The sequence below is a fragment of the Owenweeksia hongkongensis DSM 17368 genome (assembly GCF_000236705.1).
In the GTDB taxonomy this organism is placed as follows: Bacteria; Bacteroidota; Bacteroidia; order Flavobacteriales; family Schleiferiaceae; genus Owenweeksia; species Owenweeksia hongkongensis.
Genome location: NC_016599.1, coordinates 3,966,326 through 3,990,349 on the forward strand (window position 1 = coordinate 3,966,326; position 24,024 = coordinate 3,990,349).

The 24,024-nt window shown below is 38.5% G+C and carries 25 protein-coding genes; 19 read left to right on the forward strand and 6 right to left on the reverse strand.

Annotated features, from left to right (window positions below; all coding sequences use genetic code 11):
• Positions 1–77: 77 nt before the first annotated feature.
• The 5 genes from OWEHO_RS17450 to OWEHO_RS17470 are packed head-to-tail and all read left to right on the forward strand — an operon-like array spanning position 78 to position 5,602.
• A complete protein-coding gene (locus OWEHO_RS17450) occupies positions 78–1,205 on the forward strand; it encodes a ThiF family adenylyltransferase (protein ID WP_014203828.1) in 1,128 nt (375 codons plus the stop codon).
• 32 nt (positions 1,206–1,237) lie between these two features.
• Positions 1,238–1,954 carry a hypothetical protein gene (locus OWEHO_RS17455; protein WP_014203829.1) on the forward strand — a complete coding sequence of 239 codons (717 nt, stop codon included), beginning with the start codon at positions 1,238–1,240 and terminating at the stop codon, positions 1,952–1,954.
• A gap of 5 nt (positions 1,955–1,959) precedes the next feature.
• Positions 1,960–4,104: a sensor histidine kinase gene (locus OWEHO_RS17460; protein WP_014203830.1), complete on the forward strand. Its 2,145-nt coding sequence runs from the start codon at positions 1,960–1,962 to the stop codon at positions 4,102–4,104.
• On the forward strand, positions 4,101–5,201 hold the full coding sequence (locus OWEHO_RS17465) for a hybrid sensor histidine kinase/response regulator (protein ID WP_014203831.1): 1,101 nt from the start codon (positions 4,101–4,103) through the stop codon (positions 5,199–5,201). Before OWEHO_RS17460 ends, OWEHO_RS17465 begins: the two co-directional genes overlap by 4 nt.
• Entirely contained in the window at positions 5,198–5,602 is a 405-nt protein-coding gene (locus OWEHO_RS17470) for a response regulator (protein WP_014203832.1), read from the forward strand. The genes OWEHO_RS17465 and OWEHO_RS17470 overlap by 4 nt, the downstream gene beginning before the upstream one ends.
• Here the strand turns inward: OWEHO_RS17470 and OWEHO_RS17475 are convergent.
• Positions 5,591–7,174, reverse strand: coding sequence for a peptide chain release factor 3 (locus tag OWEHO_RS17475; protein WP_014203833.1), 1,584 nt, complete (start codon positions 7,172–7,174; stop codon positions 5,591–5,593). The genes OWEHO_RS17470 and OWEHO_RS17475 overlap by 12 nt on opposite strands.
• A 100-nt stretch (positions 7,175–7,274) precedes the next feature.
• On the opposite strand from OWEHO_RS17475, the gene OWEHO_RS17480 reads away from it, so the two are divergent.
• The 8 genes from OWEHO_RS17480 (at position 7,275) to OWEHO_RS17515 (ending at position 14,256) form a co-directional block, all read left to right on the forward strand.
• Positions 7,275–8,168 carry a MerR family transcriptional regulator gene (locus tag OWEHO_RS17480; protein WP_014203834.1) on the forward strand — a complete coding sequence of 298 codons (894 nt, stop codon included), beginning with the start codon at positions 7,275–7,277 and terminating at the stop codon, positions 8,166–8,168.
• Between the two features lie 154 nt (positions 8,169–8,322).
• Positions 8,323–8,826, forward strand: coding sequence for a sigma-70 family RNA polymerase sigma factor (locus OWEHO_RS17485; RefSeq protein WP_014203835.1), 504 nt, complete (start codon positions 8,323–8,325; stop codon positions 8,824–8,826).
• Between the two features lie 14 nt (positions 8,827–8,840).
• Positions 8,841–10,328, forward strand: a complete 1,488-nt coding sequence (locus OWEHO_RS17490) for a phytoene desaturase family protein (RefSeq protein ID WP_014203836.1) — start codon at positions 8,841–8,843, stop codon at positions 10,326–10,328.
• The gene (locus OWEHO_RS17495) at positions 10,325–11,164 is read left to right on the forward strand and encodes a phytoene/squalene synthase family protein (protein WP_014203837.1); all 840 of its coding nucleotides are present in this window, start codon (positions 10,325–10,327) and stop codon (positions 11,162–11,164) included. Before OWEHO_RS17490 ends, OWEHO_RS17495 begins: the two co-directional genes overlap by 4 nt.
• A gap of 15 nt (positions 11,165–11,179) precedes the next feature.
• Positions 11,180–11,698 (forward strand): isopentenyl-diphosphate Delta-isomerase, encoded by a 519-nt coding sequence (gene idi, locus OWEHO_RS17500; RefSeq protein WP_014203838.1) that lies wholly within the window; start codon positions 11,180–11,182, stop codon positions 11,696–11,698.
• Positions 11,695–12,108, forward strand: a complete 414-nt coding sequence (locus OWEHO_RS17505; RefSeq protein WP_014203839.1) for a 6-pyruvoyl trahydropterin synthase family protein — start codon at positions 11,695–11,697, stop codon at positions 12,106–12,108. Before idi ends, OWEHO_RS17505 begins: the two co-directional genes overlap by 4 nt.
• Positions 12,109–12,310: 202 nt before the next feature.
• Positions 12,311–12,949, forward strand: coding sequence for a flavin reductase family protein (locus OWEHO_RS17510; protein WP_014203840.1), 639 nt, complete (start codon positions 12,311–12,313; stop codon positions 12,947–12,949).
• Entirely contained in the window at positions 12,949–14,256 is a 1,308-nt protein-coding gene (locus OWEHO_RS17515; protein ID WP_014203841.1) for a cryptochrome/photolyase family protein, read from the forward strand. The genes OWEHO_RS17510 and OWEHO_RS17515 overlap by 1 nt, the downstream gene beginning before the upstream one ends.
• Here the strand turns inward: OWEHO_RS17515 and OWEHO_RS17520 are convergent.
• A complete protein-coding gene (locus OWEHO_RS17520; RefSeq protein WP_014203842.1) occupies positions 14,253–15,338 on the reverse strand; it encodes a mannose-1-phosphate guanylyltransferase in 1,086 nt (361 codons plus the stop codon). The two genes, OWEHO_RS17515 and OWEHO_RS17520, sit on opposite strands and share 4 nt — an antisense overlap.
• Positions 15,339–15,468: 130 nt before the next feature.
• Here OWEHO_RS17520 and OWEHO_RS17525 point away from each other — a divergent pair, with 130 nt between their 5' ends.
• Genes OWEHO_RS17525 through crcB form a run of 4 tightly spaced genes read left to right on the forward strand, consistent with a single transcriptional unit; the run spans position 15,469 to position 17,981 of the window.
• Positions 15,469–16,041 carry an adenylate kinase gene (locus tag OWEHO_RS17525; RefSeq protein WP_014203843.1) on the forward strand — a complete coding sequence of 191 codons (573 nt, stop codon included), beginning with the start codon at positions 15,469–15,471 and terminating at the stop codon, positions 16,039–16,041.
• A complete protein-coding gene (obgE, locus tag OWEHO_RS17530; protein WP_014203844.1) occupies positions 16,041–17,045 on the forward strand; it encodes a GTPase ObgE in 1,005 nt (334 codons plus the stop codon). Before OWEHO_RS17525 ends, obgE begins: the two co-directional genes overlap by 1 nt.
• Complete coding sequence (locus OWEHO_RS17535; protein WP_014203845.1) at positions 17,038–17,598, forward strand: phosphatase PAP2 family protein; 561 nt, start codon at positions 17,038–17,040, stop codon at positions 17,596–17,598. The genes obgE and OWEHO_RS17535 overlap by 8 nt, the downstream gene beginning before the upstream one ends.
• On the forward strand, positions 17,595–17,981 hold the full coding sequence (gene crcB / locus OWEHO_RS17540; RefSeq protein WP_014203846.1) for a fluoride efflux transporter CrcB: 387 nt from the start codon (positions 17,595–17,597) through the stop codon (positions 17,979–17,981). The genes OWEHO_RS17535 and crcB overlap by 4 nt, the downstream gene beginning before the upstream one ends.
• Here crcB and OWEHO_RS17545 read toward each other — a convergent pair.
• From OWEHO_RS17545 to OWEHO_RS17555, 3 genes are all read right to left on the reverse strand, one after another.
• A complete protein-coding gene (locus OWEHO_RS17545) occupies positions 17,965–20,187 on the reverse strand; it encodes a PKD domain-containing protein (protein WP_014203847.1) in 2,223 nt (740 codons plus the stop codon). The two genes, crcB and OWEHO_RS17545, sit on opposite strands and share 17 nt — an antisense overlap.
• A 73-nt stretch (positions 20,188–20,260) precedes the next feature.
• Positions 20,261–21,142, reverse strand: coding sequence for a GYDIA family GHMP kinase (locus tag OWEHO_RS17550; protein ID WP_014203848.1), 882 nt, complete (start codon positions 21,140–21,142; stop codon positions 20,261–20,263).
• Position 21,143: 1 nt separating this feature from the next.
• A complete protein-coding gene (locus OWEHO_RS17555; protein ID WP_014203849.1) occupies positions 21,144–22,490 on the reverse strand; it encodes a hydroxymethylglutaryl-CoA reductase, degradative in 1,347 nt (448 codons plus the stop codon).
• 93 nt (positions 22,491–22,583) lie between these two features.
• Here OWEHO_RS17555 and OWEHO_RS17560 point away from each other — a divergent pair, with 93 nt between their 5' ends.
• Both OWEHO_RS17560 and OWEHO_RS17565 read left to right on the forward strand, forming a co-directional pair.
• On the forward strand, positions 22,584–22,856 hold the full coding sequence (locus tag OWEHO_RS17560; protein WP_143764659.1) for a hypothetical protein: 273 nt from the start codon (positions 22,584–22,586) through the stop codon (positions 22,854–22,856).
• The gene (locus OWEHO_RS17565) at positions 22,856–23,245 is read left to right on the forward strand and encodes a hypothetical protein (RefSeq protein ID WP_014203851.1); all 390 of its coding nucleotides are present in this window, start codon (positions 22,856–22,858) and stop codon (positions 23,243–23,245) included. The genes OWEHO_RS17560 and OWEHO_RS17565 overlap by 1 nt, the downstream gene beginning before the upstream one ends.
• Before the next feature lie 16 nt (positions 23,246–23,261).
• On the opposite strand, the gene OWEHO_RS17570 is transcribed toward OWEHO_RS17565, so the two are convergent.
• Positions 23,262–23,849, reverse strand: a complete 588-nt coding sequence (locus OWEHO_RS17570; RefSeq protein ID WP_014203852.1) for a nucleoside/nucleotide kinase family protein — start codon at positions 23,847–23,849, stop codon at positions 23,262–23,264.
• Positions 23,850–24,024 lie beyond the last annotated feature (175 nt).

Here is a 24,024-nt window from a genome sequence, read left to right on the forward strand (position 1 = left end):
AGTGAGTTAAAAAAGCTTGGACAAATTAAATCATATTTTTAAACATTGTTTATTTTCGGCCTTCAAACAACTAAAAAATGACAAAATATTCAGTGTCACAAGGCTTTGAAGAAGATTTATTGCTACTGGATAAACCTGATTTATCGAGCTATAAACCTTTGGTTTTTGGATTTAAGGATAAATCAGCACTTCAAAAATTATTAAGCGAAAAACGACCTGAATTCCATGATCAGCTAAAAGGGCAGGTTATGGAGCTGAATAAAATAAGAAATCCTCAAAAAAAAATCACCGCTGAAGAGCAGGAATTGTACTACAGAAAATGGATGTCTGAGGTTGATTCAGTTTCTTATGGTTTATACGTTTATTACCCATGGAGTAATAAATTAGTACATACAGTTACAAAAGAAGAATTCATTGAGCTACGTACTTCACGCAATAAGCATAAAATCACAGAAGATGAACAAGCCAAGCTTGGAGAGGCTACTGTTGGTGTGATCGGTCTATCTGTTGGGCAATCAGTGGCACTTACCATGGCAATGGAAAGAAGTTTTGGAACGCTTCGTATTGCTGATTTTGACACTTTAGAACTCACAAATCTAAATAGAATAAGAGCAGGGGTAAGTTCTATGGGTTTGCCCAAAACAATTGTAGTAGCACGTGAGATTGCTGAGATAGATCCTTTTTTGAACGTTGAGATTTTTAATGAAGGTGTTACGGATTCTAATATTGAAGACTTTTTCGGGAAAGACAAGCCGCTGGAATTACTTATAGAAGAGTGTGATTCACTTCCGATAAAAATATTGGCTCGCGAAAAGGCTCGCGAAATGAAGATTCCTGTTATTATGGATACAAGTGATAGAGGGATGATAGACGTAGAGCGCTTTGATAAAATGGAAAACTTACCATTGCTACATGGCTTATGTAAAGTTTCAGGTATTAAAGAGTTAATGGCGCTTGACCCGAAGGAGCAAATGGAGGTAATGATGGGGATGGTTGACTTTGATAATTTATCGCCAAGAATGAAATATTCTTTTGGAGAATTAGGAAAAAGTTTATCAACTTGGCCCCAGTTAGCCTCTGATGTAATAGCCGGAGGAGGGAATGCGGCAAAAATTGCCAGAATGATTGTTTTGGGGGAGGATGTTCCTTCAAAAAGATACTATTTTGATGTGAGTGATCATATGCAGATTAGTAATGAGATGTGAATTCTTGAAATTTAGAATTTCTATGATATAAGATGATAAGAATACGAGCTTTTAGGGCTATAGAGGATCCTGAGACGTGCGAAAAATTTATTGACGGACATACCCGAGTATTACACAGTGTGGGAGTAAAAAAAGTTACTTCAAACAAAGCAGACTGGATGTACTGGGCTAGTGTGTTTGTGATGGTAGTAGAAGATACTGAAACAGGTGAAGTTTTGGGAGGCGCTCGCATTCATGCACATGATGGCATAAACCCTCTACCTGTGGAAGATGCTACCGGATATATGGATGAAAAGGTGGTTCCATACATTGCTGAATGTGGCAAAACAGGAACTGGAGAAATCTGTGGATTGTGGAACAGCATGAAGGTAGCAGGTATGGGATTCGGAAGTGTGTTTTTATCAAGAGCTTCTGTGGCACTTGTGGAGCAAATAGGTTTGAATAATTTATTAGCCTTGTGTGCGCCCTACACAGTTCGGCCAGCCAAAATATTTGGCTACAGTGTGGTTGAGGAAATCGGAAATAACGGCACTTTTTATTACCCCAAATTAGATCTGCTTGCAACATTTATGGTGATGAAAGATGCCATTGGTATGCCAGATGCTTTAAGTGCTGAGAAGGATAGAGTAATAGAGTTGAGAAAAAATCCTTTTGCAATAGTGAAAGAAACCACAAAGGTGGCGGAGGTAGAAATATCTTATGACCTTAAAATCACAGATCTTCCAAAAGATACTTTCCACATAAAATAATGTGAATGAGAAAATATATACTGGCCCTACTTTTAATTATTACTTCTTTAAAAGGCTTCGGTCAAGAAATTACATACGATTGTAATTCTGAAAATAACGAATATTTTGGAAACCAACTTGAGTATTATAAAACGGATAAAAGCCTTGCTGTTAAAGATTTAGAGCGGGTTGAATTTAAAAAGATTTCTCAAGATGTACCCAACTTTGGTGTAACGGAGTCTACCATTTGGCTGAAAGGCAAACTGAGGAGTTTAACAGAATGTGAAGCTTTGTTTGAAATTGAAAATCAGTCTTTGGATACGGTTGAGTTTTTCTTGTTTCAAGGAGATGATTTAGTAGCGCACAGTGTGGCTGGGCAGCAGGTTCCAGTAAGAGAGTGGGAGGTAAAAAACCCTGTTTTGGGTTTCCCATTTCAATCTTTAGAAAATGCTCAACTGGATTTTTACTTTAAGGTAAAAAGTAAAAAGCAAATCATAGTTCCTATCACCGTACGCTCAATGGATTCTTTTTATAGCAGAAGACTGGAGTCTCACATTAAAACGGGTCTGTACTTTGGAATTATTCTAGTCATGATTCTCTATAACCTGTTTTTGTTTATCTCAGTTCGTGATATAAATTTTCTATACTACATATTGTATATCGCCTCTGTGGGCTTAGCGCAGGGAACTTTGATGGGGTTTACAACAATTTACCTATGGCCAAATAATGATTGGCTGGTGGAGAATGCCGTGTATTTGTTTGGAATATTGTCTGGATTATTCACAGCGATTTTTGTGATTAGTTTTATTAAAACGAAAGAGTATGTGCCGATTCTGCATAAATTTTTCGTGTCTTTTATTGTGCTATATGGGGTTATCACCATAATGGTGCTTACGGGTTATGAACTGGAAGCTTATCAAGCCATTAATTTAATAGCTGGCGTGGGTGCTATTGTAGCATTGATTGCAGCTATTGCGGTAAGTAGAAAAGGGTATATGCCTGCTAAATTTTTTCTATTTGCATACTCCTTCTTTTTGGGAAGCATTATTATTCTGGTGTTGAAAGATTATGGAATTCTGCCTTACAATGAGTTTACCAAATCATCTGTAATTTATGGTTCATCATTTGAAATAGTATTGCTGTCATTAGCTTTGGCTAATAGGATAAATGTGTTGCGCGAAGAAAAAGAAGCTTCACAGGCAGAAGCTTTGAGAGCATTAAGGGAGAACGAAAAAATTATTAGAGAGCAAAACGTGCTTTTGGAGCAGCGGGTAAATGAACGAACTCTAGAGTTGCAAGAGGCTAATGAAGAGCTTACAGTTACTTTGTCAAACCTTAAGGATACGCAAACTCAGCTCGTAGATGCGGAGAAAATGGCTTCTCTTGGTCAGCTTACAGCTGGTATTGCACATGAGATCAATAACCCTATAAATTTTGTTACTTCAAATATAAAGCCGCTCAAGCGTGATTTGGTTGACGTATACGAGCTAGTAGATGCGTACACAGCTATAGAAGAGGAGGGAATGGCCGATGCTTTGAAAAAAGCCCATGAGCTAAAAGAAGAGATTGATTACGATTACATCAAAGAAGAAATCGAATCTTTAGTTCAAGGTATTTCTGATGGCGCCAATCGAACTTCAGAAATTGTAAGAGGTTTGAAAAACTTTAGTCGACTAGATGAAGATGTGGTAAAGCCAGCCGATTTACATGAAGGTTTATCCAGTACAATTGTACTCTTGCAAAGTAAAATTAAAGAGGGTATAAAGGTGGTAAAGGATTTTGATGAAAACCTTCCCAAGATAGATTGTTATCCAGGAAAGTTGAACCAAGTATTTATGAATATCCTGAATAATGGAATCTATGCGGTATCTCATAAAAACTATGAGGAAGATGAGGCTCCAACACTTACTTTGAAGACTCAAATGAACAAAAGTATGGTGAGTGTCCATCTAATTGATAATGGAATAGGGATGGATGAGGCCACAAAAAAGAAAATATTTGACCCATTTTTTACCACCAAAGATGTGGGGGAAGGTACTGGTTTAGGGATGAGTATAGTCTATAAAATTGTTGAAAAACACGGAGGAACAATGACTGTAAACTCTGAGCTCGGAAAGGGTACGGAATTTATAATAACTTTACCCTTGCGCCAGCCAAACGAATTTCAATGATATCACGAGAAGCAAATCAAAAAATACGAGTTCTTTACTTGGATGATGAGGAGAACAACCTCAAGTCATTTAAAGCAGCCTTTAGAAGAGAGTATGATGTTCATACAGCTATAACTTCAGAGAAAGCTTTCGAAATAGTAAAGTCAGTAAAACCTCATGTTATTTTTTCGGATCAGCGAATGCCAGTTACAACTGGTGTGGAATTTTTTAATGCGATCCGTCAAATTTTTCCAGACCCTGTAAGAATATTGGTTACAGGATATACGGATGTTAACGATATCATTGATGCAATCAATAAAGGCCATATCCACAGGTATATTACAAAACCTTGGAGTGAGCCTGAAATTAAGGTAGCAATTGACAACGCCTATGATTTGTACAGCACCCGCATGGCGTTAGATAAAAAAGTGGAAGAACTAGAGAAATCTAATCATGAACTTAGTCGCTTTATATATAGCGCGTCCCATGATTTGCGAGCTCCAGTTGCCTCAGCGCTTGGATTGATTAGAGTGGCGCGTCATGAAGTTACTGACCCGCTATCTATAGGTTATTTTGACAAGTTAGAGCAAACAACAAAGGAGCTTGATACTTTCGTTTCTAATATCATAGATTACTACAAAAACTCCAAGCAAAAGGAGATAATGGAGGAGTTATCTTTTGAGGATTTGATGGAAGATGTCTTGGAAATTGTGAAAAGTCACCTTGGATCAGTGGACACAAGAATTGACACCGAGATTGACCAACAAAATGTTTTCAAAGGCGATCCTTATAGAATTAGAATTATTCTTAGTCAGCTAATTAGCAACGCAATAAAGTTTAAGAAAGAAGATCAGGAAAGTGCCCGAATTAGAGTTGGTATAACTTCAGACTTGGACGAAGTAAGAATAGAGGTGGAAGATTTTGGTGTGGGAATATTAAAAGATCACATGCATAAAGTGTTTCAAATCTTTTTTAAGAGTAGTGATACCAGATCTGGTAGTGGTATAGGATTATACATTGTAAAAGAGGCTTTGGATAAGATGGGAGGAAGTATTGCCGTAGACTCTAAGCCAGGGGATGGAACATTGTTTTCTATCAAAATTCCGAATAAGATATGAATCTGGAAGAGGTGAACCTTGTCATGCTAATTGACGATAGCCATACCGATCGGTTTATTCATAAAAAGCTGCTCGAAATTTACTCAATAGGGAAAGAGGTGATTGAGTTTTCAGGAGCTCGAGAGGCTATTGATTATCTTAATGATGCAAAAAATGAAGGCAATAAATTGCCAGACGTTATATTGCTAGATGTTTTGATGCCAGAAATGAATGGCTTTGATTTTCTTACTAGCATAAAGAGCGTATATCCCAAGTTGGTAAAACCGCCTGTAATATATATGTTAAGTTCAACCGATGATGAAAGTGACCTGAAAAGGGCTCGAAGCATTAAAATGGTTCAGAAGCTGCTCAGAAAACCCTTTTCTCCAGAAACTCTTATCAAAGCCCTATCAGAACTCTGATTTTAGGTGAAATTTAATCTTGTCAAATTTTTCGCGGGCCATATTTAGGCTAAAGGCCGAGTCAGAAAGAAATACCAAACGGCCAAATTTATCTTTAGCCAAATAACGATATTTTAGTTTACTAAACTCTTCTAACTGCTTGTCATCAGATGATTCTATCCAGCAAGCTTTGTGGGCAGGATAGTTTTCATAAGTACACTTAGCATTATATTCATGCTCAAGGCGGTATTGAATTACCTCATATTGCAGCGCACCAACGGTTCCGATTACCTTTCGCCCATTACTCTCTAAAGTAAAAAGTTGAGCTACTCCTTCGTCCATCAATTGATCAACGCCTTTGTTGAGTTGTTTGGCTTTAAGCGGATCAGCATTGTTGATAAATCGAAAATGCTCTGGTGAAAAACTTGGAATCCCTTTGAATTCTAATTTCTCTCCTTCTGTAAGTGTATCTCCAATTCTAAAGTTTCCACTATCGTGAAGTCCGACAATATCTCCTGGATAAGCTAGGTCAACCACGCTCTTTTTACTAGCCATAAAGGCCGTAGGATTGCTGAACTTTAGGTTTTTACCTTGACGGACGTGCTGGTAATTTGTGTTTCTTTCAAACGTTCCTGAAACTATTTTTAGAAATGCCAGCCTATCTCTGTGCTTCGGATCCATGTTAGCATGAATCTTAAAGACAAATCCAGTAAACTTATCTTCCATAGGGTCCACCACGCGGTCTTCGGCCTTTTTTGGAAGCGGAGCCGGAGCTATATCTACAAAGCAATTAAGAAGTTCTTGCACTCCAAAATTGTTAAGAGCAGAGCCAAAGAAAACTGGAGAAAGTTGGCCATCTAGGTAGGTCTGTTTATCAAAATCGGGATAAACTCCAGATATAAGTTCAATTTCATCTCTCAAAGTGTCTGCAGCTTCTTTGTCGATATACTTTTCAATTTCTGGAGTACTTATATCTTCAATGCTTACGCTGTCTGCAATTTTTTGCTTTTTCTGTTCAGTATATAACTGCAGGTTTTTTTCCCACATATTATATACTCCCTTAAAATCTTGCCCCATACCAATAGGCCAGCTTAGAGGGCAAACGTTTAGACCAAGCTTTTCCTCAACTTCATCGAGAAGGTCGTAAGCATCTTTACCTTCGCGATCCAGCTTGTTGATGAACACAATTATAGGAGTGTCTCTCATACGACACACTTCCACAAGCTTCTCAGTTTGGGCCTCTACACCCTTTGCAACATCAATTACCACAATCACACTATCTACAGCGGTGAGTGTACGATAGGTGTCTTCAGCAAAGTCTTGGTGACCTGGTGTATCAAGAATGTTTATTTTCTTGTTTTTATACTCAAAGCCCATAACAGATGTAGCTACAGAGATTCCTCTCTGACGCTCAATCTCCATAAAGTCAGATGTAGCACCTTTCTTTATCTTATTTGACTTTACGGCTCCTGCTTCTTGAATAGCGCCACCATACAACAGAAGTTTTTCTGTTAGGGTTGTTTTTCCGGCATCCGGGTGAGATATAATCCCGAATGTGCGCCTGCGGTTTATTTCTTTCTTTCTATCACTCATTTCTGGGTGGCAAAAGTACTAATAGTTTTGTCTCTTTGAGTTTGTTTAAGATATTAGCACAATAATTAAACGAGATGAAATTTTATTTTTAACTTGAGGTATGCAGAGTAAGTATTCTATAAAAGAGTTGGAGCATCTATCTGGTATAAAAGCTCATACTATACGCGCTTGGGAAAGCAGATATAAACTTATTGAGCCGCACAGGACTGCTACCAATATCCGATACTATGTAGATGAGCACCTTAAAAAAATACTAAACACATCGGCTTTGATAAAGGCTGGTGTTAAGATTAGTAAAATAGCGCAAATGACCGAGGAGGAAATTAATGAGGCGGTTATGAACAGTGGCAGGTATGAGTCCAATTTCACAACTTATATCAACTCATTAAAAGTGGCTACTTTAATGTATGAGGAAAATACATTTGATGCAGTGGTTTCCAAGTGTATTGTGAGTTATGGCGCTGAAAAAACTTTAATGGAAGTGGTAGGTCCCTTCATAAAAGAGATAGGACTATTATGGCAAATAGGGGTTATGAAGGTTAGTCATGAGCATTTTGCATCCAATATGCTTAAAATGAAGCTTTTTGCATTAATAGATCAAAGTTTTCCTCATTCATTGGATTCAAATTCCAGTGCTTATATTTTGTATTTACCCGCTGATGAACTACATGAGCTTAGCCTTTTGTATTTGTATTATCATCTTATTATAAATGGAAATAGGGTAATCTATTTAGGGCAAGCGGTGCCATTCGAATATTTAAAGCAAGTATCGGAAAAAACTGGCATTCGGAATTTTATTTCGGTATTTACCACTAATCCGCATATAGATGAGATATCTAAGTACATGGGGATAATCGGGGAGAACTTCCACAATACGGGGAGCCGCTTTTTGCTTACTGGTAAGCAAGTTCAGGACTTGGTGGCGGATGTGGAAACTCCCATGGTATCTATTTTTAAAGGGGTTGAGGAATTGCGGGAGGCTTTGCTAAATTGAATATTGCTTGGTTGGATTGATGTTTGGTTAAGATTGTATATCGATCAAAGTATCAGAATAATCTTATAAAAAGATGTTTTCAAAATTTGATTTTTGAATTTTTTGTTTAACTTTGTCGAGGATTCATTAAACAAAACACTTAAACAATACTACAATGACAAAGTCAGAGTTCGGAACATTAATTTTAAGTCACCAAAGTTTTTTGAAGCAACTGGCTCTAAAGCTTACTAAGGATGCTGAAGCCTCTAACGATTTAACTCAGGAAACTTATTACAAAGCCATTCGTAATAGTGATAAATTTCAACAGGGTACAAACATTAAAGGTTGGCTTTACACCATTATGAAAAACACTTTCATCAATGCGTACAGAAAGAGTAAAAATCAGAATACCTTTGTTGACGAGACGGAAAACAAGTATTTTATCAACATAGGGCAAACTGAGAAAGTGGCTCAAACAGATGCAATTGTTGATAGAGAATACATGATGGAGCAAATAAACTCTATTGAAAAAACATACGTTGAAACCTTTATGATGTACTACAATGGTTACAAGTATGAGGAAATCTCGGAAATTCTTTCAATCCCATTGGGAACTGTAAAGAGTAGAATCTTTCTGGCGAGAAAGAAGATGCAGGATAAATTAAAAGATTATCGCTAATACATTAAATGTGAATGAAGAGAAAGGCCATTGTAATTGGATCAGGATTTGCTGGTCTTTCTGCAGCAACAAATCTTACCAAAAAAGGATTTGATGTAATAATTTTAGAAAAAAACGATCAGCCCGGTGGTAGGGCTCGATCGTTTTTTGTTGATGGGTATACCTTTGATATGGGGCCCAGTTGGTATTGGATGCCGGATGTTTTTGAAAAATATTTTGAGCAATTCGGAAAAAAGGTTTCTGACTATTACGACCTAGTAAGGCTCGATCCTTCATACAGAGTTTATTTTGATAAAGACGATGCTTTAGATCTGGAAGCTGATTTATCAAAGCTCGCCAGCCAATTTGAAAATATAGAGAAAGGAAGTGGGAAGAAGTTACTGGAATTCCTTGAAGATGCTGCTTATAAGTATCAAGTGGGAATTAATGACCTTGTATATAAACCGGGTAGGAGTATAACTGAATATGTAGATACGCGGGTTTTGAAAGGTTTATTACAACTTAACATCCTGAGGTCGATGCGGAAGCATGTTTCCAAGTCTTTTACCAACTCAAAGCTTATAAAGTTGATGGAGTTTCCCATCCTTTTTTTGGGAGGTACTCCAAGTAATACTCCAGCATTATACAGTTTGATGAACTATGCCGATATGGCTTTAGGCACTTGGTACCCGATAGGAGGGATGCATCAGATTGTAAAGGCAATGGTTTCTTTAGCCGAAGAAAATGGCGTTGAGATAAAGCTTGGTCATAATGTAAAATCCATAAAGGTATCGAATGGTAAAGCGGTTTCAGTAAGCACAGATAAGGGCGATTTTGAAGCCGATGTAATAGTTGGAGCGGCAGATTATCATCATGTAGAGCAAAACCTTTTACCCAAAGAGCATCGTCAATATTCTGAAAAATATTGGAAAAGTAGAAAAATGGCTCCTTCAAGTTTGTTGTTTTACTTAGGGGTAAATAAGCGGGTTGAAAACATTAAACATCATACTCTCTTTTTTGATGAGAACTTTGATGAACATGCTGCTGAAATTTATGAGAATCCGCAATGGCCAAGTAAGCCACTTTTCTACGTTTGTACACCATCCAAAACGGATGACTCAGTAGCTCCCAAGGGTTGTGAAAACATGTTTTTACTTATGCCTGTTGCCCCTGGTTTAGAGGATAATGAAGAAATTCGAGAACGTTATTTTGGAATCATGATAAATCGTCTGGAGCAGCACATAGGAGAAAGAATTAAAGAAAATATTGTGGTAAAGAAATCCTATGCGCAATCGAATTTCGTAGATGATTATAACGCCTTTAGGGGAAATGCCTATGGTTTGGCAAATACACTAAAACAAACTGCTATATTGAAGCCTTCAATGAAAAGTAATAAAGTAGAAAACTTATACTATGCCGGTCAATTAACGGTTCCAGGGCCAGGAGTTCCTCCGTCTATTATTTCGGGGCATGTGGTTGCTGGTGAAATTGCTAAAGATTTAAATATTAAAGAATTGGTATGAGAGCACTTTTTGACAAAGTATCATACCGATCGAGCGTTATAGTAACCAAAAGCTATAGTACTTCCTTTTCCCTAGGCATTATGCTGTTGGATAAAACCCTGCGCCAGCATGTATATGCGATATATGGTTTTGTTCGTTTTGCTGATGAAATAGTCGACACTTTTCATGAGCATGACAAAGCACATTTGCTAAATGATTTTAAAAATCAAACCCATGATGCCATTTCTCGTGGCATTAGTTTAAATCCTATTCTTAATTCTTTTCAAAAAACGGTAAACGAGTTTCAAATAGATAGAGATTTGATTGATACCTTTTTGAAGAGTATGGAGATGGATCTAAATCCTATAGAGGCTTATTCACGAGAGGAATATGAGGAATATATATTAGGAAGTGCAGAGGTTGTTGGGCTGATGTGCCTAAAAGTATTTTGCTATGGTGATCAAGAGCAGTATGAAGCCTTGAGTCATGAAGCCATGAAACTTGGATCAGCCTTTCAAAAGATAAATTTCCTTCGTGATTTGAATGCCGACTATTACGATTTAGGGCGTGTTTATTTTCCGAATATTGATATGAAGACCTTTGATGACTCTGTGAAGGCAGAGATAGAAGCGGATATCGAGAAGGATTTCAAACTTGGGTATGAAGGAATTTTGAAGCTTCCAAAAAAAGCAAGGTTTGGTGTGTACATTGCTTACGTTTATTACTACAGTTTGTTTCAAAAAATAAGAGCTTTGCCAGCTGATGCGATTTTAGAACAAAGGGTTCGGATTGCAAACAGAAATAAATACGGACTTTTGCTGAGTTCATATTTCAAGCATAGTTTTAATCTTTTATAAAATAGCCCATTACAGATGGTAGAAAATGTCATCCTAGTAGATGAAAATGATAATGAAATTGGCCTGATGGAAAAAATGGAAGCACATCGCAAAGGACTTTTGCATCGTGCTTTTTCAGTTTTTGTGTTAAACTCAAAAGGCGAATTAATGATCCATCAACGAGCGTTGCATAAGTATCATTCAGGAGGCTTGTGGACCAACACCTGCTGTAGCCACCCCCGCAAGGGCGAAGAAGTAGAAGCCGCGGCGCACCGCAGATTGATGGAAGAAATGGGATTTGACTGTCCAATTGAGAAAAAGCTGGATTTTGTTTATAAATCGGTATTGGATCAAGGGTTAACTGAGCACGAGTTCGATCATCTTTTTGTTGGTCATTATGATGACGAGCCAAATATAAATCCTGATGAGGTTGCTGACTGGAAATGGATGTCCATCGCTGATGTTAGAAAGGATATAGAAGAAAACCCGACTCAGTATACTGAGTGGTTTAAAATAATATTTGATCGTTTTACTGAAGAAGTAGCCGAGGCATGAGGGTAACGGTAAACAGAAAAGCTCATTTCAATGCCGCCCATCGTTTGCATAGAGCGGATTGGGATGACCAGAAAAACCAACAAGTTTTTGGGCGGTGTAACAATCCATTTTATCATGGTCACAATTATGAGTTGATTGTTTCTGTCACTGGCAAAGTTGATGACGAAACAGGTTTTGTAGTAGATATGAAATGGTTAGCGGATTTGATTACCGAAAAGGTGGAAGACTATTTAGACCACAAAAACCTGAATGAGCAGATTGATGAGTTTAAAAGCTTAAACCCTACAGCTGAAAATATAGCAGTGGTAATTTGGAAAAGACTCCGTTCTTCAATTGACTCTCAGCATGACCTGAAAGTTACTTTGTATGAAACTCCAAGAAATTTTGTTGAATATTCTGGAGAGGAATAAACCGAATGGACTAGTTCTTGTTTAGCATTAAATAGTTGTTTTTTTCCGTTGATTCACTTGGATTATAACAGGGAAAAGGGCAATTTAGTAGAGGCTCAATCAGGAATACTTCGTAAACGGCTAATAGCTGCTTCGCTTTTTTTAAACCTCATTGAGATGCTCTTCATAAATAAAGTATCAACAATTTTAAGATCAAAGTATAATGGTATTGAGGTATTTCAGTTCTAAAGATTTCATAAAATGGGATCAATCCTTTCGTAGAAATTTTTTTAATTCTGTAGGTGGTTTCAAAAGCTTAAACCTTATAGGCACTAGGTCTGTTAAAGGTGCGGCCAATTTGGGTTTGTTTTTTTCGGTAACACATATTGGAAGTACACCTCCTCTGGTTGGTGTTATTTTTAGATCGCCCACTGTACCACGTCATACTTTAGAGAATATATACGACACCGGCTTTTTTACAATAAACTCAGTTCAAAAGAGCTATGTAGAAAAGGCACATCAAGCTTCTGTAAAATCTCCAGAAACTATGAGCGAGTTTCATGAAATAGGTCTCCGCGAGTCGTATCATGCAAACTTTTTGGCTCCTTACGTGGAGAGTAGTCGTGTAAAGATGGGACTCAAATTTGTAGAGAAACACGATATTTTGGCCAATGGAACGACCTTAGTGGTAGGTGAAGTTGTAGAGTGCTGGGTGGACGGTGATGCGTTAGATCCTGATGGATTTGTGGATCACACAGAGATAGGAAACGTAGCTGTAAACGGACTCGACACTTATTATACAGCTACTGAAATCAAAAAAATGACCTACGCCAAATCCAAAGAAGGCGTTAAGACGTCTTAATGAGCGAGGAAAAAATCTGTATTTTTTGGTTTAGAAGAGATCTGCGGTTAAATGATAACGCAGGTCTTTATCGCGCTTTGACCTCGGGGTTAAAAGTACTTCCTGTTTTTATTTTTGATACCGATATTCTCGATGAATTAGACGACAAGAAAGATGCCCGTGTACATTTTATATGGCAAGAGGTAAAGTCTATCAAAAAGACGCTAGAAGAAAAACATGGTACATCATTACTGGTAAAACACGGTTCCCCACTAAAAATTTTCAAGGATCTGGTTTCGGAGTTCCCGGTAGCGGAAGTATTTACCAACAGAGATTATGAACCTTCTGCCAAAGAAAGGGATAAAGCAGTTTATGAGTTTCTTAAGTCTAAGGATATTGTTTTCAAGGGTTTTAAGGATCAGGTGATTTTTGATAAGTCGGAAGTGATGAAAGAGGATGGAACGCCTTACGAGGTGTTTACACCATACATGAAAAAGTATAAATCACAGCTAAAGCCTTTTTACTTAAAATCTTATCCGGTAAAAAAATACATTTCAAACTTTTATAAATGCGAGCCTTTTGACAATATTTCATTAAGTGATCTGAGTTTTGAGAAAAGTAATGTAGAATTTCCTGATAGGAACTTCGATAAAGAGACGATTCGTTCATATCACGAAAATCGAGATTTCCCGGCTAAAAAGGGAACAACTAGACTTAGCCTGCATTTACGTTTCGGTACTATTTCTATTAGAAAACTTGCTCGCTTAGCGCGGAAGGAGAATGATAAATTTTTTAATGAGCTCATTTGGCGAGATTTTTATCAGATGATATTGTATCATTTCCCCAAGTCGGTAAACGAGGCTTTTAAGAAAAAGTATGATGCCATAAAATGGGAGAATAACGAAGAGCATTTTAAGAAATGGTGTGAAGGGAAAACAGGTTACCCATTGGTAGATGCGGGTATGCGGGAGCTAAATGAAACTGATTTTATGCATAATCGTGTGAGAATGGTAGTCGCTAGTTTCTTAACCAAACATTTGCTTATAGACTGGCGCTGGGGAGAGGCTTATTTTGCAGTCAAGCTTTTAGATTATGATCAGGCTTCAAATATTGGCGGATGGCAGTGGGCGGCTGGCTGTGGAGTAGATGCGGCACCATATTTTAGAGTGTTCAATCCTGAGCTGCAGCTCAAAAAGTTTGATCCTGAAAATGAATATGTAAAAAAATGGGTGCCCGAATGGAGCACCCCTGAATATCCTGAACCTATTGTAGAGCATAAATTTGCTCGAGAGCGAGCATTATCTCGCTACAAGGAAGCTTTGTCCTAGGTTATTTTGTCACCAAACTTTAGCTTTAGGTCGCTCACAAAAGTTTTAATGTGCTGCTCTTGATCAAGTTTACAAATCAATAAAGCATCTTCGTTGTCCACAACTACATATCCTTCAAGACCTTGTACTACGGCTACTTTATTTTTAGGCACACGTATTAAAGTATTTTTTGTTTCATAAGTAACAATTCGATTTCCTATTTGAGCATTTTGATTTTCGTCAAGAGAGGCATGCTCATGCAAGCTACCCCAAGTTCCTAAATCGCTCCATCCAAAATCTGAAGGAACCACATAAACATGATGTGATTTTTCCATGAGCCCGTAGTCAATAGATTCATTTTCACAGGCTGGATAAATTTCTTCAATAAATGCTTCTTCTTCACCAGTGCCAAATTTGCTGAGTCCTGCCTCAAAAGCTGAGTATAAATCTGGGAGACTCTGGCTCAATTCATCCATATAAGTATTGATGGACCAAATAAAAATTCCGCTATTCCATAAAAATTCACCACTCTCCAAAAATTGTTGAGCCATGGCGACATCAGGCTTTTCTGTAAAAGTTTTGACGCGTTTCACCTCGCTTTTAGGATCTTCATCAAGATCTACAAATTGAATGTATCCATATCCAGTGTCAGGCCTGTGAGGCTTTATTCCTAAAGTGAAAAGCTGCTTAGTGTCTTCAGCTTGATTGCAAGCCAAAGTTGCAATTCTGGTGAATTCATCTTCATTGCTAATGAGGTGATCAGAAGGTGCCACCAACATTGTAGCTGTTGGATCCTCAGATTTTATACGATATGCAGCGTAAGTAATGCAAGGTGCTGTGTTTCTGCGAGCAGGCTCCAAAATAATGTTGGCTACCGGTATTTCTGGAAGCTGTTCCATTACCAAATCTTTGTAACTTTTATGCGTTACCACCAATATTTTGTCAGGGTCGGAAAGCTTACGTAACCTGCGATATGTCTGCTGAATGAGTGTTTCGCCAGTACCCAGAATATCGTGAAATTGCTTCGGGAGTTTTGAGGTGCTTACCGGCCAGAATCTACTTCCTATACCACCGGCCATAATCACACTATATATATTTTGCATCGTTCAGTATTGAGCGCCAAAAATAACAAAACGAGCATTTTAAAGGGGGTAAAATAGCGGCTTTATATTTTGTATTTTCGCGCTTTTTCTAAATGGAAGCTTCCATTTATAATGTCAAAATTCAATTAGCATGTTAAATATTGTTCTCTTTGGCCCTCCCGGAGCAGGGAAAGGCACGCAGTCTCAACATATCGTAGAAAAATTTCAACTCATCCACCTATCCACAGGTGATCTTCTACGTTCTGAAATAGCGGCAGGTACGCCTTTAGGTCAGGAAGCAAAACTGCTTATGGACGATGGTAAATTGGTGCCGGATGAAGTAGTTATCGGTATGATTGATAATAAACTGAAGGCGAATGAAGATGCCAAGGGTTTTATTTTTGATGGATTTCCACGTACTACTGAGCAAGCCAAAGCACTGGATGATCTGTTGAAGAGCAATGACGATAGTATTTCTGGAATGATTGCTCTGGAAGTTCCTGATGAAGAATTGATTTCCCGCCTTTTAGAAAGAGGGAAAGATAGCGGTCGTGCTGATGATCAGAATGAAGAGGTGATTAAGAATCGCCTGAAAGTATATAATGACCAAACCGCTGTACTTAAAGACTACTACAGCAAGCAAGGTAAGTTTCAAGAGATAAACGGCTTGGGTACTATCGAGGAAGTGTTTGGTAGAATAGAAAATGCTATAGAAAAAGCCTAATGGCCGGAAACTTTGTTGATTACGTAAAAATTTACTGCAAATCTGGTAGAGGAGGAGCGGGTTCATCTCACCTTCATAGAGATAGGCTTACCGCCAAAGGTGGCCCTGATGGAGGAGATGGAGGTCGTGGAGGTCATGTGATACTTCGCGGTAATGACCAGTTTTGGACATTGCTTCACCTCAAGTTTAGAAAACACATTAAAGCTGAAGCTGGAGCTAATGGTTCTAGTGGTGAGCGAAGTGGCCGAGAAGGTGCAAACGAAATAATAGATGTGCCCTTGGGTACTGTTGCCCGCGATGGTGAAACGGGAGAAATACTTTTTGAAATCACCGAAAATGGTGAGGAGAAAATTCTGGTGAAAGGTGGTCGTGGAGGTTTAGGAAACGTACACTTCAAGTCTTCTACCTTTCAAACACCCCGCTTTGCTCAGCCTGGTGAAGTTTCTACAGAAATGTGGTGCGTGCTGGAGCTTAAGGTATTGGCTGATGTTGGTTTAGTAGGATTTCCAAATGCTGGAAAGTCAACTTTACTATCGTCAGTTTCTGCGGCAAAACCTGAGATTGCAGATTATCCCTTTACTACGCTTACGCCTAATTTAGGAATCGTTTCCTACAGAGGATTTCGCAGTTTTGTAATGGCGGATATTCCTGGGATTATTGAGGGAGCAAGTGAAGGTAAAGGTTTGGGACACCGCTTCCTAAGGCATATTGAGCGTAACTCTATCTTGCTTTTTATGGTTCCGGCCGATGCAGATGATATCGCTGGGCAGTACCAAATTTTGGTAAACGAGCTTGAAAAATATAATCCAGAGCTTTTGGATAAAGAGCGATTGTTGGCTATTTCAAAGGCGGATATGCTGGATGATGAGCTTCGTGAAGAAATGAGCACTTTATTGAAGGAAGAGCTCCCTGAAAACGTTAACTGGATGTTTATTTCATCAGTTTCACGCTTGGGGCTAGATCAACTTAAAGACAAAATTTGGAAATCGCTAAACGATGACTAAACTCATCCGATGGGATAGTGAATTGCTTTTGTACTTTAATAATATGGGTACAGAGTTTTGGGATCCTTTTTGGCTGACTGTTTCAGGTGTTGCCATTTGGATTCCTCTTTATGCCTTACTGGTATTTTTTATTGTAAAAAAGCTAAAGGGCAAGCACATGTGGTTTGCTTTATTAGCAGTCGCTCTTAATGTAGTTTTTACCGATCAGGGTAGTGTTCAGCTGTTCAAAGAGCAGTTTTTGCGCTTGCGCCCTTGCCATGCAGAGAACCTTGCTGAGCAAATTCGGTTGGTAAAAGGAAGTTGTGGAGGTAAGTATAGTTTCATCTCATCTCATGCTTCCAATACTTTTGGCTTAGCGGTTTTGGTGGGGCTTCTCCTTAAACCTCATTTTAAATATTTGATAGGTATACTGTTAATTTGGGCAGCTTTGGTGAGTTATAGCAGGGTATATCTTGGAGTACATTACCCAGGCGATATTTTGGGTGGAGCTATCTTTGGAAGTCTTATTGGTTTTTTGATGTTCAAACTATATCAGCGAATTTTACGACCATGAAATTAGCAAGCCTTCTGGCAATATTTATTGGCGGTGGATTGGGTAGCGTAAGTCGTTATCTGGTTTCACGATTAGTAGTATTCATGGGCTACGGAGCAAAATTTCCGCTGGCCACGCTTGTCGCTAATGTATGTGCTTGCGTAGTGATGGCTGCGGTGCTTTCATTTTCTTTAAGAGATAAAGAAATTAGCGAAGGCTGGAGCTTGTTTTGGTTAGTTGGGTTTTGTGGTGGGTTTAGCACCTTTTCTACTTTTAGCTATGAAAATTGGCTGCTGATGCGTGATGGCTGGTATTCGATGCTTGCTCTAAATATTCTTTTGAGTGTAGTTATGTGTATGGCAGTTTTCTATTTTGCCAACAGGCTATTTATCGCACCAAATTAATTGCCCCCATTTTAGTGAATTTGTAGGCTCCTTTTTTTACAATAACATTTATTACATAAGAATATATACCAGGGGTTAGCATGGGGCCTTCATTGTGCAGTCGTCCATTCCATTTCCGGTAAGGGTCTTCACTTTCAAAAACTATTTCGCCCCAGCGGTTATATATTTCTATTCTGCTTTTGGTAACTCCCGTTACTGTATAGGAAAACCAATCATTAATTCCATCACCATCGGGTGTAAATGCATTGGGCATAAAAAGATTGAATGGACTGTTGACAATAAATGAGTCAATGATGGTATCTGTACACCCAAATTGATTGAAGCTCACGTGTATTATGGGGAATGTACCTGTATCGGTTGCTATGTAACTCATCTCTGTAAGATTTTCAACTACGGCATCATTAGGTAAAAAAGTCAAGGTTTTATTGTGGTCGGTAGATAAACCGGTAATTTTAAAAACGGGGTTATAAATACTTTGCTCACGTGGAGTTATTTCAATGTTAGACTTAGGAACGGGTAAAACGGTGACGTAATCTTTTCGGATAGACCATGAAGTATCCATGCATCCCACCACAGAGCGAATGGAGTGGGTAACAGTGTATACTCCGGGAGTCGTATAAGTATGGGTAGGATTTAAGTCATTTGACAAATAGCCATCACCAAAATCCCAAAAGTGCTGAGCATGACCATAGACATAGCTACTATCAAAAAGCTGCACGGTATAAGGAACACAGGCCTCCACTTTGTCTATTATTTCGTTAGCAATAGGATTGGGATATACGTATAAGGTATCACCATAAGTGCCTGAGCAACCAAAATCATCAACTGTAAGTTGTACATAATAAGCACCTATTTGATCCCAGACGACATTTGAAGGGTGTTCTGTAGTGTCGGTGAATCCTAGATTGGTGTTGCCACCAAAATCCCATAAAAACTTAGCATTTGGTGAGTAATTACTATTATTAATAAAATCGATGGAATGCTGTGCAAAACAGAGTTCACCGGAGTACGTGAAGTGGGTCTGCACTAAATCATAGATGGCAACTTTGGCATAAGCCGTATCAGCGCAGGCAGTGTGTGGTTCTACTACAAGCATTACCACATAAGTGCCAGTGTCGGGGTAAGTGTAAGTTGGTGTTCCCATTCTGCTTGTATCAGTTTGAGAAGTAGGGTCTCCAAAGTCCCAAAAAAATGAAGTGGCATTTGTGCTTGCGTTTCCGATACTCATGGTTCCACCGCTACAAATTGTTACGGCTGAACTATTAGAAATTTGAGGGGAGGGATTAGCTACAATTGTTCCATTAGAATGTCTGATTCTACTAGTGTTTGTTTGACAGTCCGGTGATACATTAAATTGAAAATCTCGGCTATTCGTACTTATTAAAACTCCATTTCTAAACTCACGTGCGCATATCGCAAAAACATATTGCCCCACTTGTGTGGGCGCTCCTGTAAGTAACCCTGTTTGATGATCGATGCTAAAAGCGGGGTTGCCGGGAATAGGATTGTTGCTTGTAAAACCACCAATAAAAGCTACAGGAGTATAGGGTGGTGGGGCAGCAGGGTTTGGAGCTACGTTTCCGTTGGCATTTGAACCACCATTGTAAACATTACATAGTTCGTAGTAAATACTGTCTCCGTCCGGCTCTGTGGCACTTAAGTCTAAACGTACATCTACATTCAAGCAAAGAACAACCGGGGGGTCGCTCACAAACTTTGGGTTGGTGTTGCAGCTCGTGTCCATAGATGGAATACTGGTGGTAAAGGTGGACCCCCACTGAGATGCTGTGTTGTTTATATTGGTGATTGAATTATTTCGGCAGCAGCGCTGATGTGAAATAATATACCCCCCAGGAGTAGGAGGTAGGTAAAGGGTATCCTTATAAGAGCCTTTTTCCGTGCATACGGTTTGTGGTAATGTAGTACAGTTGTTAGGAGCAACATTGGGGAGTTGCTGAATATTGTTCATAAACGGCACACTGTTGTTTGCATATAAAACACCGTTCTGTTTATACACGCTTATGGCGGCATTTGGATCAAATGGGGCGCCAGATGAAAAGCAATCACGATAAATAATAAGTGTGATTTCATAGTAGTTGTTTCCCAAACATTTGTAGCTCATTTCGCCACCCACCAAGTGCGCTGCCCGTGTGGAGGCGCAAAGGCTAAAAATTAAAAGAAGAAAGATGGGTAATCTTTGTTTCATTTTCCGGGTTTAGGTACTGACTCTTAAATTTATTAAAAATCAATCGTTTACCGGAACAGAATTAGCAAAATGCTTATTTCAGTATCATTTTACCACAAGGAATAATGGTTTCGAAGCCTTTAGCTTTAAAATATTCGGGAGCATTTTCTCCAATGGCCATAACAAAATCACCACCCCAGGCACCAAGAGATTTAATACTTCCATTAAAATCCTTGAACAAAGTTTCTTTGATAGTGGGAGTTTGAAGAATATTACTCATAATTTCTTCATGATGATCCATTAGTTGCTTCAGGCTTTCTTCAAGTTGCACTGAAATCATTTTATAAGTAATATCTGAAATGCTTGAAATCAAATTATCAGTAATATCCTTTTTTAGAAAATTAGTTACCGCAGGTCTGCTGTTTTGCTTTTTGTTCAGATGGATGAAAAAAGCTCGTTCAAATGCAGGTGATAAATCAACCGTTTTGGTCTGAGGTACTCCATCATTCAAAGTATAAACCAGTGGAGTTGTAGAAGTGGCACAAGCTATGTCATACCCGCTACCGTTTTGGGTAGAAAAGAAAAGTTTATAAGGGTCAATTTCAATCCATTGAGCAATAAGGTGGGTAAGTGTGCTGCTACTACCCAGCCCCCAATTTCTTGGGAACTCCAGGTGCATTTCTACTTTTCCGCATGGTAGGCTTTGCTTTTTTAGCTCTACAGCTTTCAAAAGAATGCCTTGCAAAAACTGGGCACTCTCTGTATCGTTTGTGCTTATTATATCCAGGTTTTTACCAAAAATAGCTTCAAACCAAAGTTTGTTTTCACAATCAAAACTCTGCCAACGAATATTTTCGCTTCCAGATGAAAAAGACAAGCTTTGGCCATAGCGTGTTGGAATGGCCAAAGCCCGCGCTCCTTTTAGTACAAGATATTCTCCGCTAAGGAGTAACTTGCCATGAGCATAGTATTTCATACTAGGCTTTCTTTATCTCTTCAGGACTTTTGATGCCGCGTACTTCACAGAATTTTTTTACTGCCGCACTGTGCGAAACCGTATTGTGCTTAAAATGATCTACAATGATTTCCTTTTCTTCATTGGTCGCTTCCAATTGGTTTAGAATATTCAAAAGGTGCATTTTCATGTGTCCTTTTTGAATTCCGGTAGTTGTCAATGCGCGAAGTGCGGCAAAGTTTTGCGCCAAGCCAGAACTAGCAATAATTGACATCAATTCGTAAGCTGAAGGTTTTCCTAATAGTTCAAGTGAAAACTTAACCATGGGATGAAGAGTGGTAAGCCCACCAACGGTGCCGAGGGCCATGGGCGCATCAATCCAAAAGCGGAAAATTCCATCTTTTACCTCACAGTGGGTAAGGCTGCTGTATTGTCCATTGCGTGAAGCATAGGTGTGACAAGCTGCTTCGATTGCTCTAAAGTCATTTCCTGTGGCAATTACTACGGCATCAATTCCGTTCATGATTCCCTTGTTGTGGGTGGTGGCACGGTAGGGTTCTATCTCAGCAATCTTTACGGCACGACTAAACTTTTGAGCAAACTCTTCAGGGCTAATTCCCGAGCCATCGGTAAGTTGCTCGATAGGGCATGAAACCTCTGAACGAACCACACATTCAGGAGTGTAGTTGGAAAGTATACACATTACTATCTGCACGGCTTTTTCGCTTTCGCTAAAACGTGAATCATCAGCAATAGCTGCGGTAAAGGTTTGTGCAAACTGCTCCAGACAAGAGTTTATAAAATTCGCCCCCATCGAGTCACAGGTTTCAAATCGTGCTTCAAGCTGAAAGTAATTTTCCAGTTGGTCACTTTTGTCTACCAATTTTATATCTAAAATACCACCACCACGGGCTTGCATATTAGCAGTGATGCTAGCGGTGTCTGTATAAAAGCGGTCTTTTATTTCTTCAATAAAGGTTCTCAGTTTTTCCACATCATCATCATACATAAAATGTACATGGCCAATTTTGGTAGTAGAAATAATGGTGGTTTTAAACCCTCCACGCTCTAGCCAAAAACTAGCACTTTTGGCGGCAGCCGCTACTACTGAGCTTTCTTCAATGGCAAAAGGAATAGCATACAATTTGCCATCAATCAAAAAGTTAGGAGCTACACCATAAGGAGTATAAAAGTTTGAAACAGTGTTTTCAATAAACTCATCGTGAAGCTTTTGAACCTTTTGGTCATCATGCCAATAGCTTTGCAAAAGTTCTACTGCGCCTTCTTTATCTTGAAAGTATTGATCTACAATCCATTCAATTTTACCTTGCTTAGAAAGTTTCGAAAAGCCTTTTATGGGATTTGTCATGCGTAAAAAATTAAAGTGCGAATATACAAAGGCTTTAGCGGAGGTTTATTTTATTTTGTACTCCTAAATTTTGTTAAAGTAATTTTCACCAAGATGAAAGAGGTAAAGTGTGAGCATTGTAAAGAATGGACCGATGGCAATCTAAAGATATGTCAGCATTGCGGTGGTATTCTCAATGAAAAATACCTAGTTGAAAAAGAGGAGCAGGAGAAGGTAGAAACGGGTATGAAGTTCCCGTTGATAGAAATTGATGAAAATGACCCTATTTTGCTAAAAATGGGAAAGTATGTAGTGCGAGCCGGACAGGTGGTGTTTTTTGCTATTGTAACAGCAGTGGCTTATTTGGCTGCAGGAACTGTAGGCTAATGACTTATTTTTCAAAAATATTCTGGGTATCACTTTTCACCTTCGTGCTAAACCAAATAATAGAGGCCAGCGGTATTTTTATTCCATACGTTCATAGTTATTTGGATGATGTGCTTTGCTCTCCAATAGTGCTTGGTTTTGGCCTTTTTGTGCAACAGCAGTTTACTTATCGCAATTTGCAATATACTCTCACCATTCCTATGATTATATTGTTTGTGGCTTGGTACGCCTTAATTTTTGAAGTTTTTCTTCCATATAGCTCGTCAAGTTTTCATGCAGATTGGCTTGACGTATTGGCATACGCCTTTGGAGCCTTGCTCTTCTGGAGGTTTGGAAACAATCCAGCAGCTAAATTTTTATTTTCAAAAAATAGAAGTCTAGTCGAATAAACACTTCCCCACTAAGCTATTTTGCTTCTGGAAACCAAAGCTTATAAGTGTCTCTAAGTTTATTATTTAGTCTATGAACCATTCTAGACTTGGTGAGACTTACAACGCCAAAAACGGTGTACTTTCTTTGATAAAAGGGAAATGGAGCTTCAAGAGGAAAAAGTTGATCATCCATTATTATAAGTCCTTCAATTCCTAGGTTTTCAGTTTCTGAAAATTCAGCGGTAAATACGGTTCCTGTTATTTCCGAAGGATCTACTAAAGTTAAAGAGGAGTCAAATATTTTACCATCAAAGTTTCCATTTCGGATGTACTCGGAATCATCTGAATAAAAGAAAAACACCGGACAAAACTGAAAAACTTGTGAGAAGGATAAGAGTATGTCTTTGTTTTCGCGCTGCTGTGCCTGAGCAGTTTTATTAGCTTCACTTGTTTTACCAGCTGCTTCTAATCCAGATATCTTAGCATCATTAGTAAATAATCGCACTAGAAGAACTCCATTTTTAAGTTCGTGCAATTGCTCTTTGGCTTTGTCTAAATTGGTTTGAGCATTAAGTGAAAAGCAAATTGAAATTAGGAATAGGAGGGTAGAGAGTTTTCTCATAAATGGTATTTAGTTTAGATAAATATATGCGATTCCTAATTTTAGGAAAGAGCCATTTTATGATTTTAGACCAGCAATTTATCTACCGTTGTCTATTTATGAGAAAAAATAGGAGGTGTTTTTTTAAATCCATGGAGAGTAGAATTATTTCATGATCCTGATAGGCCTCTTTGTG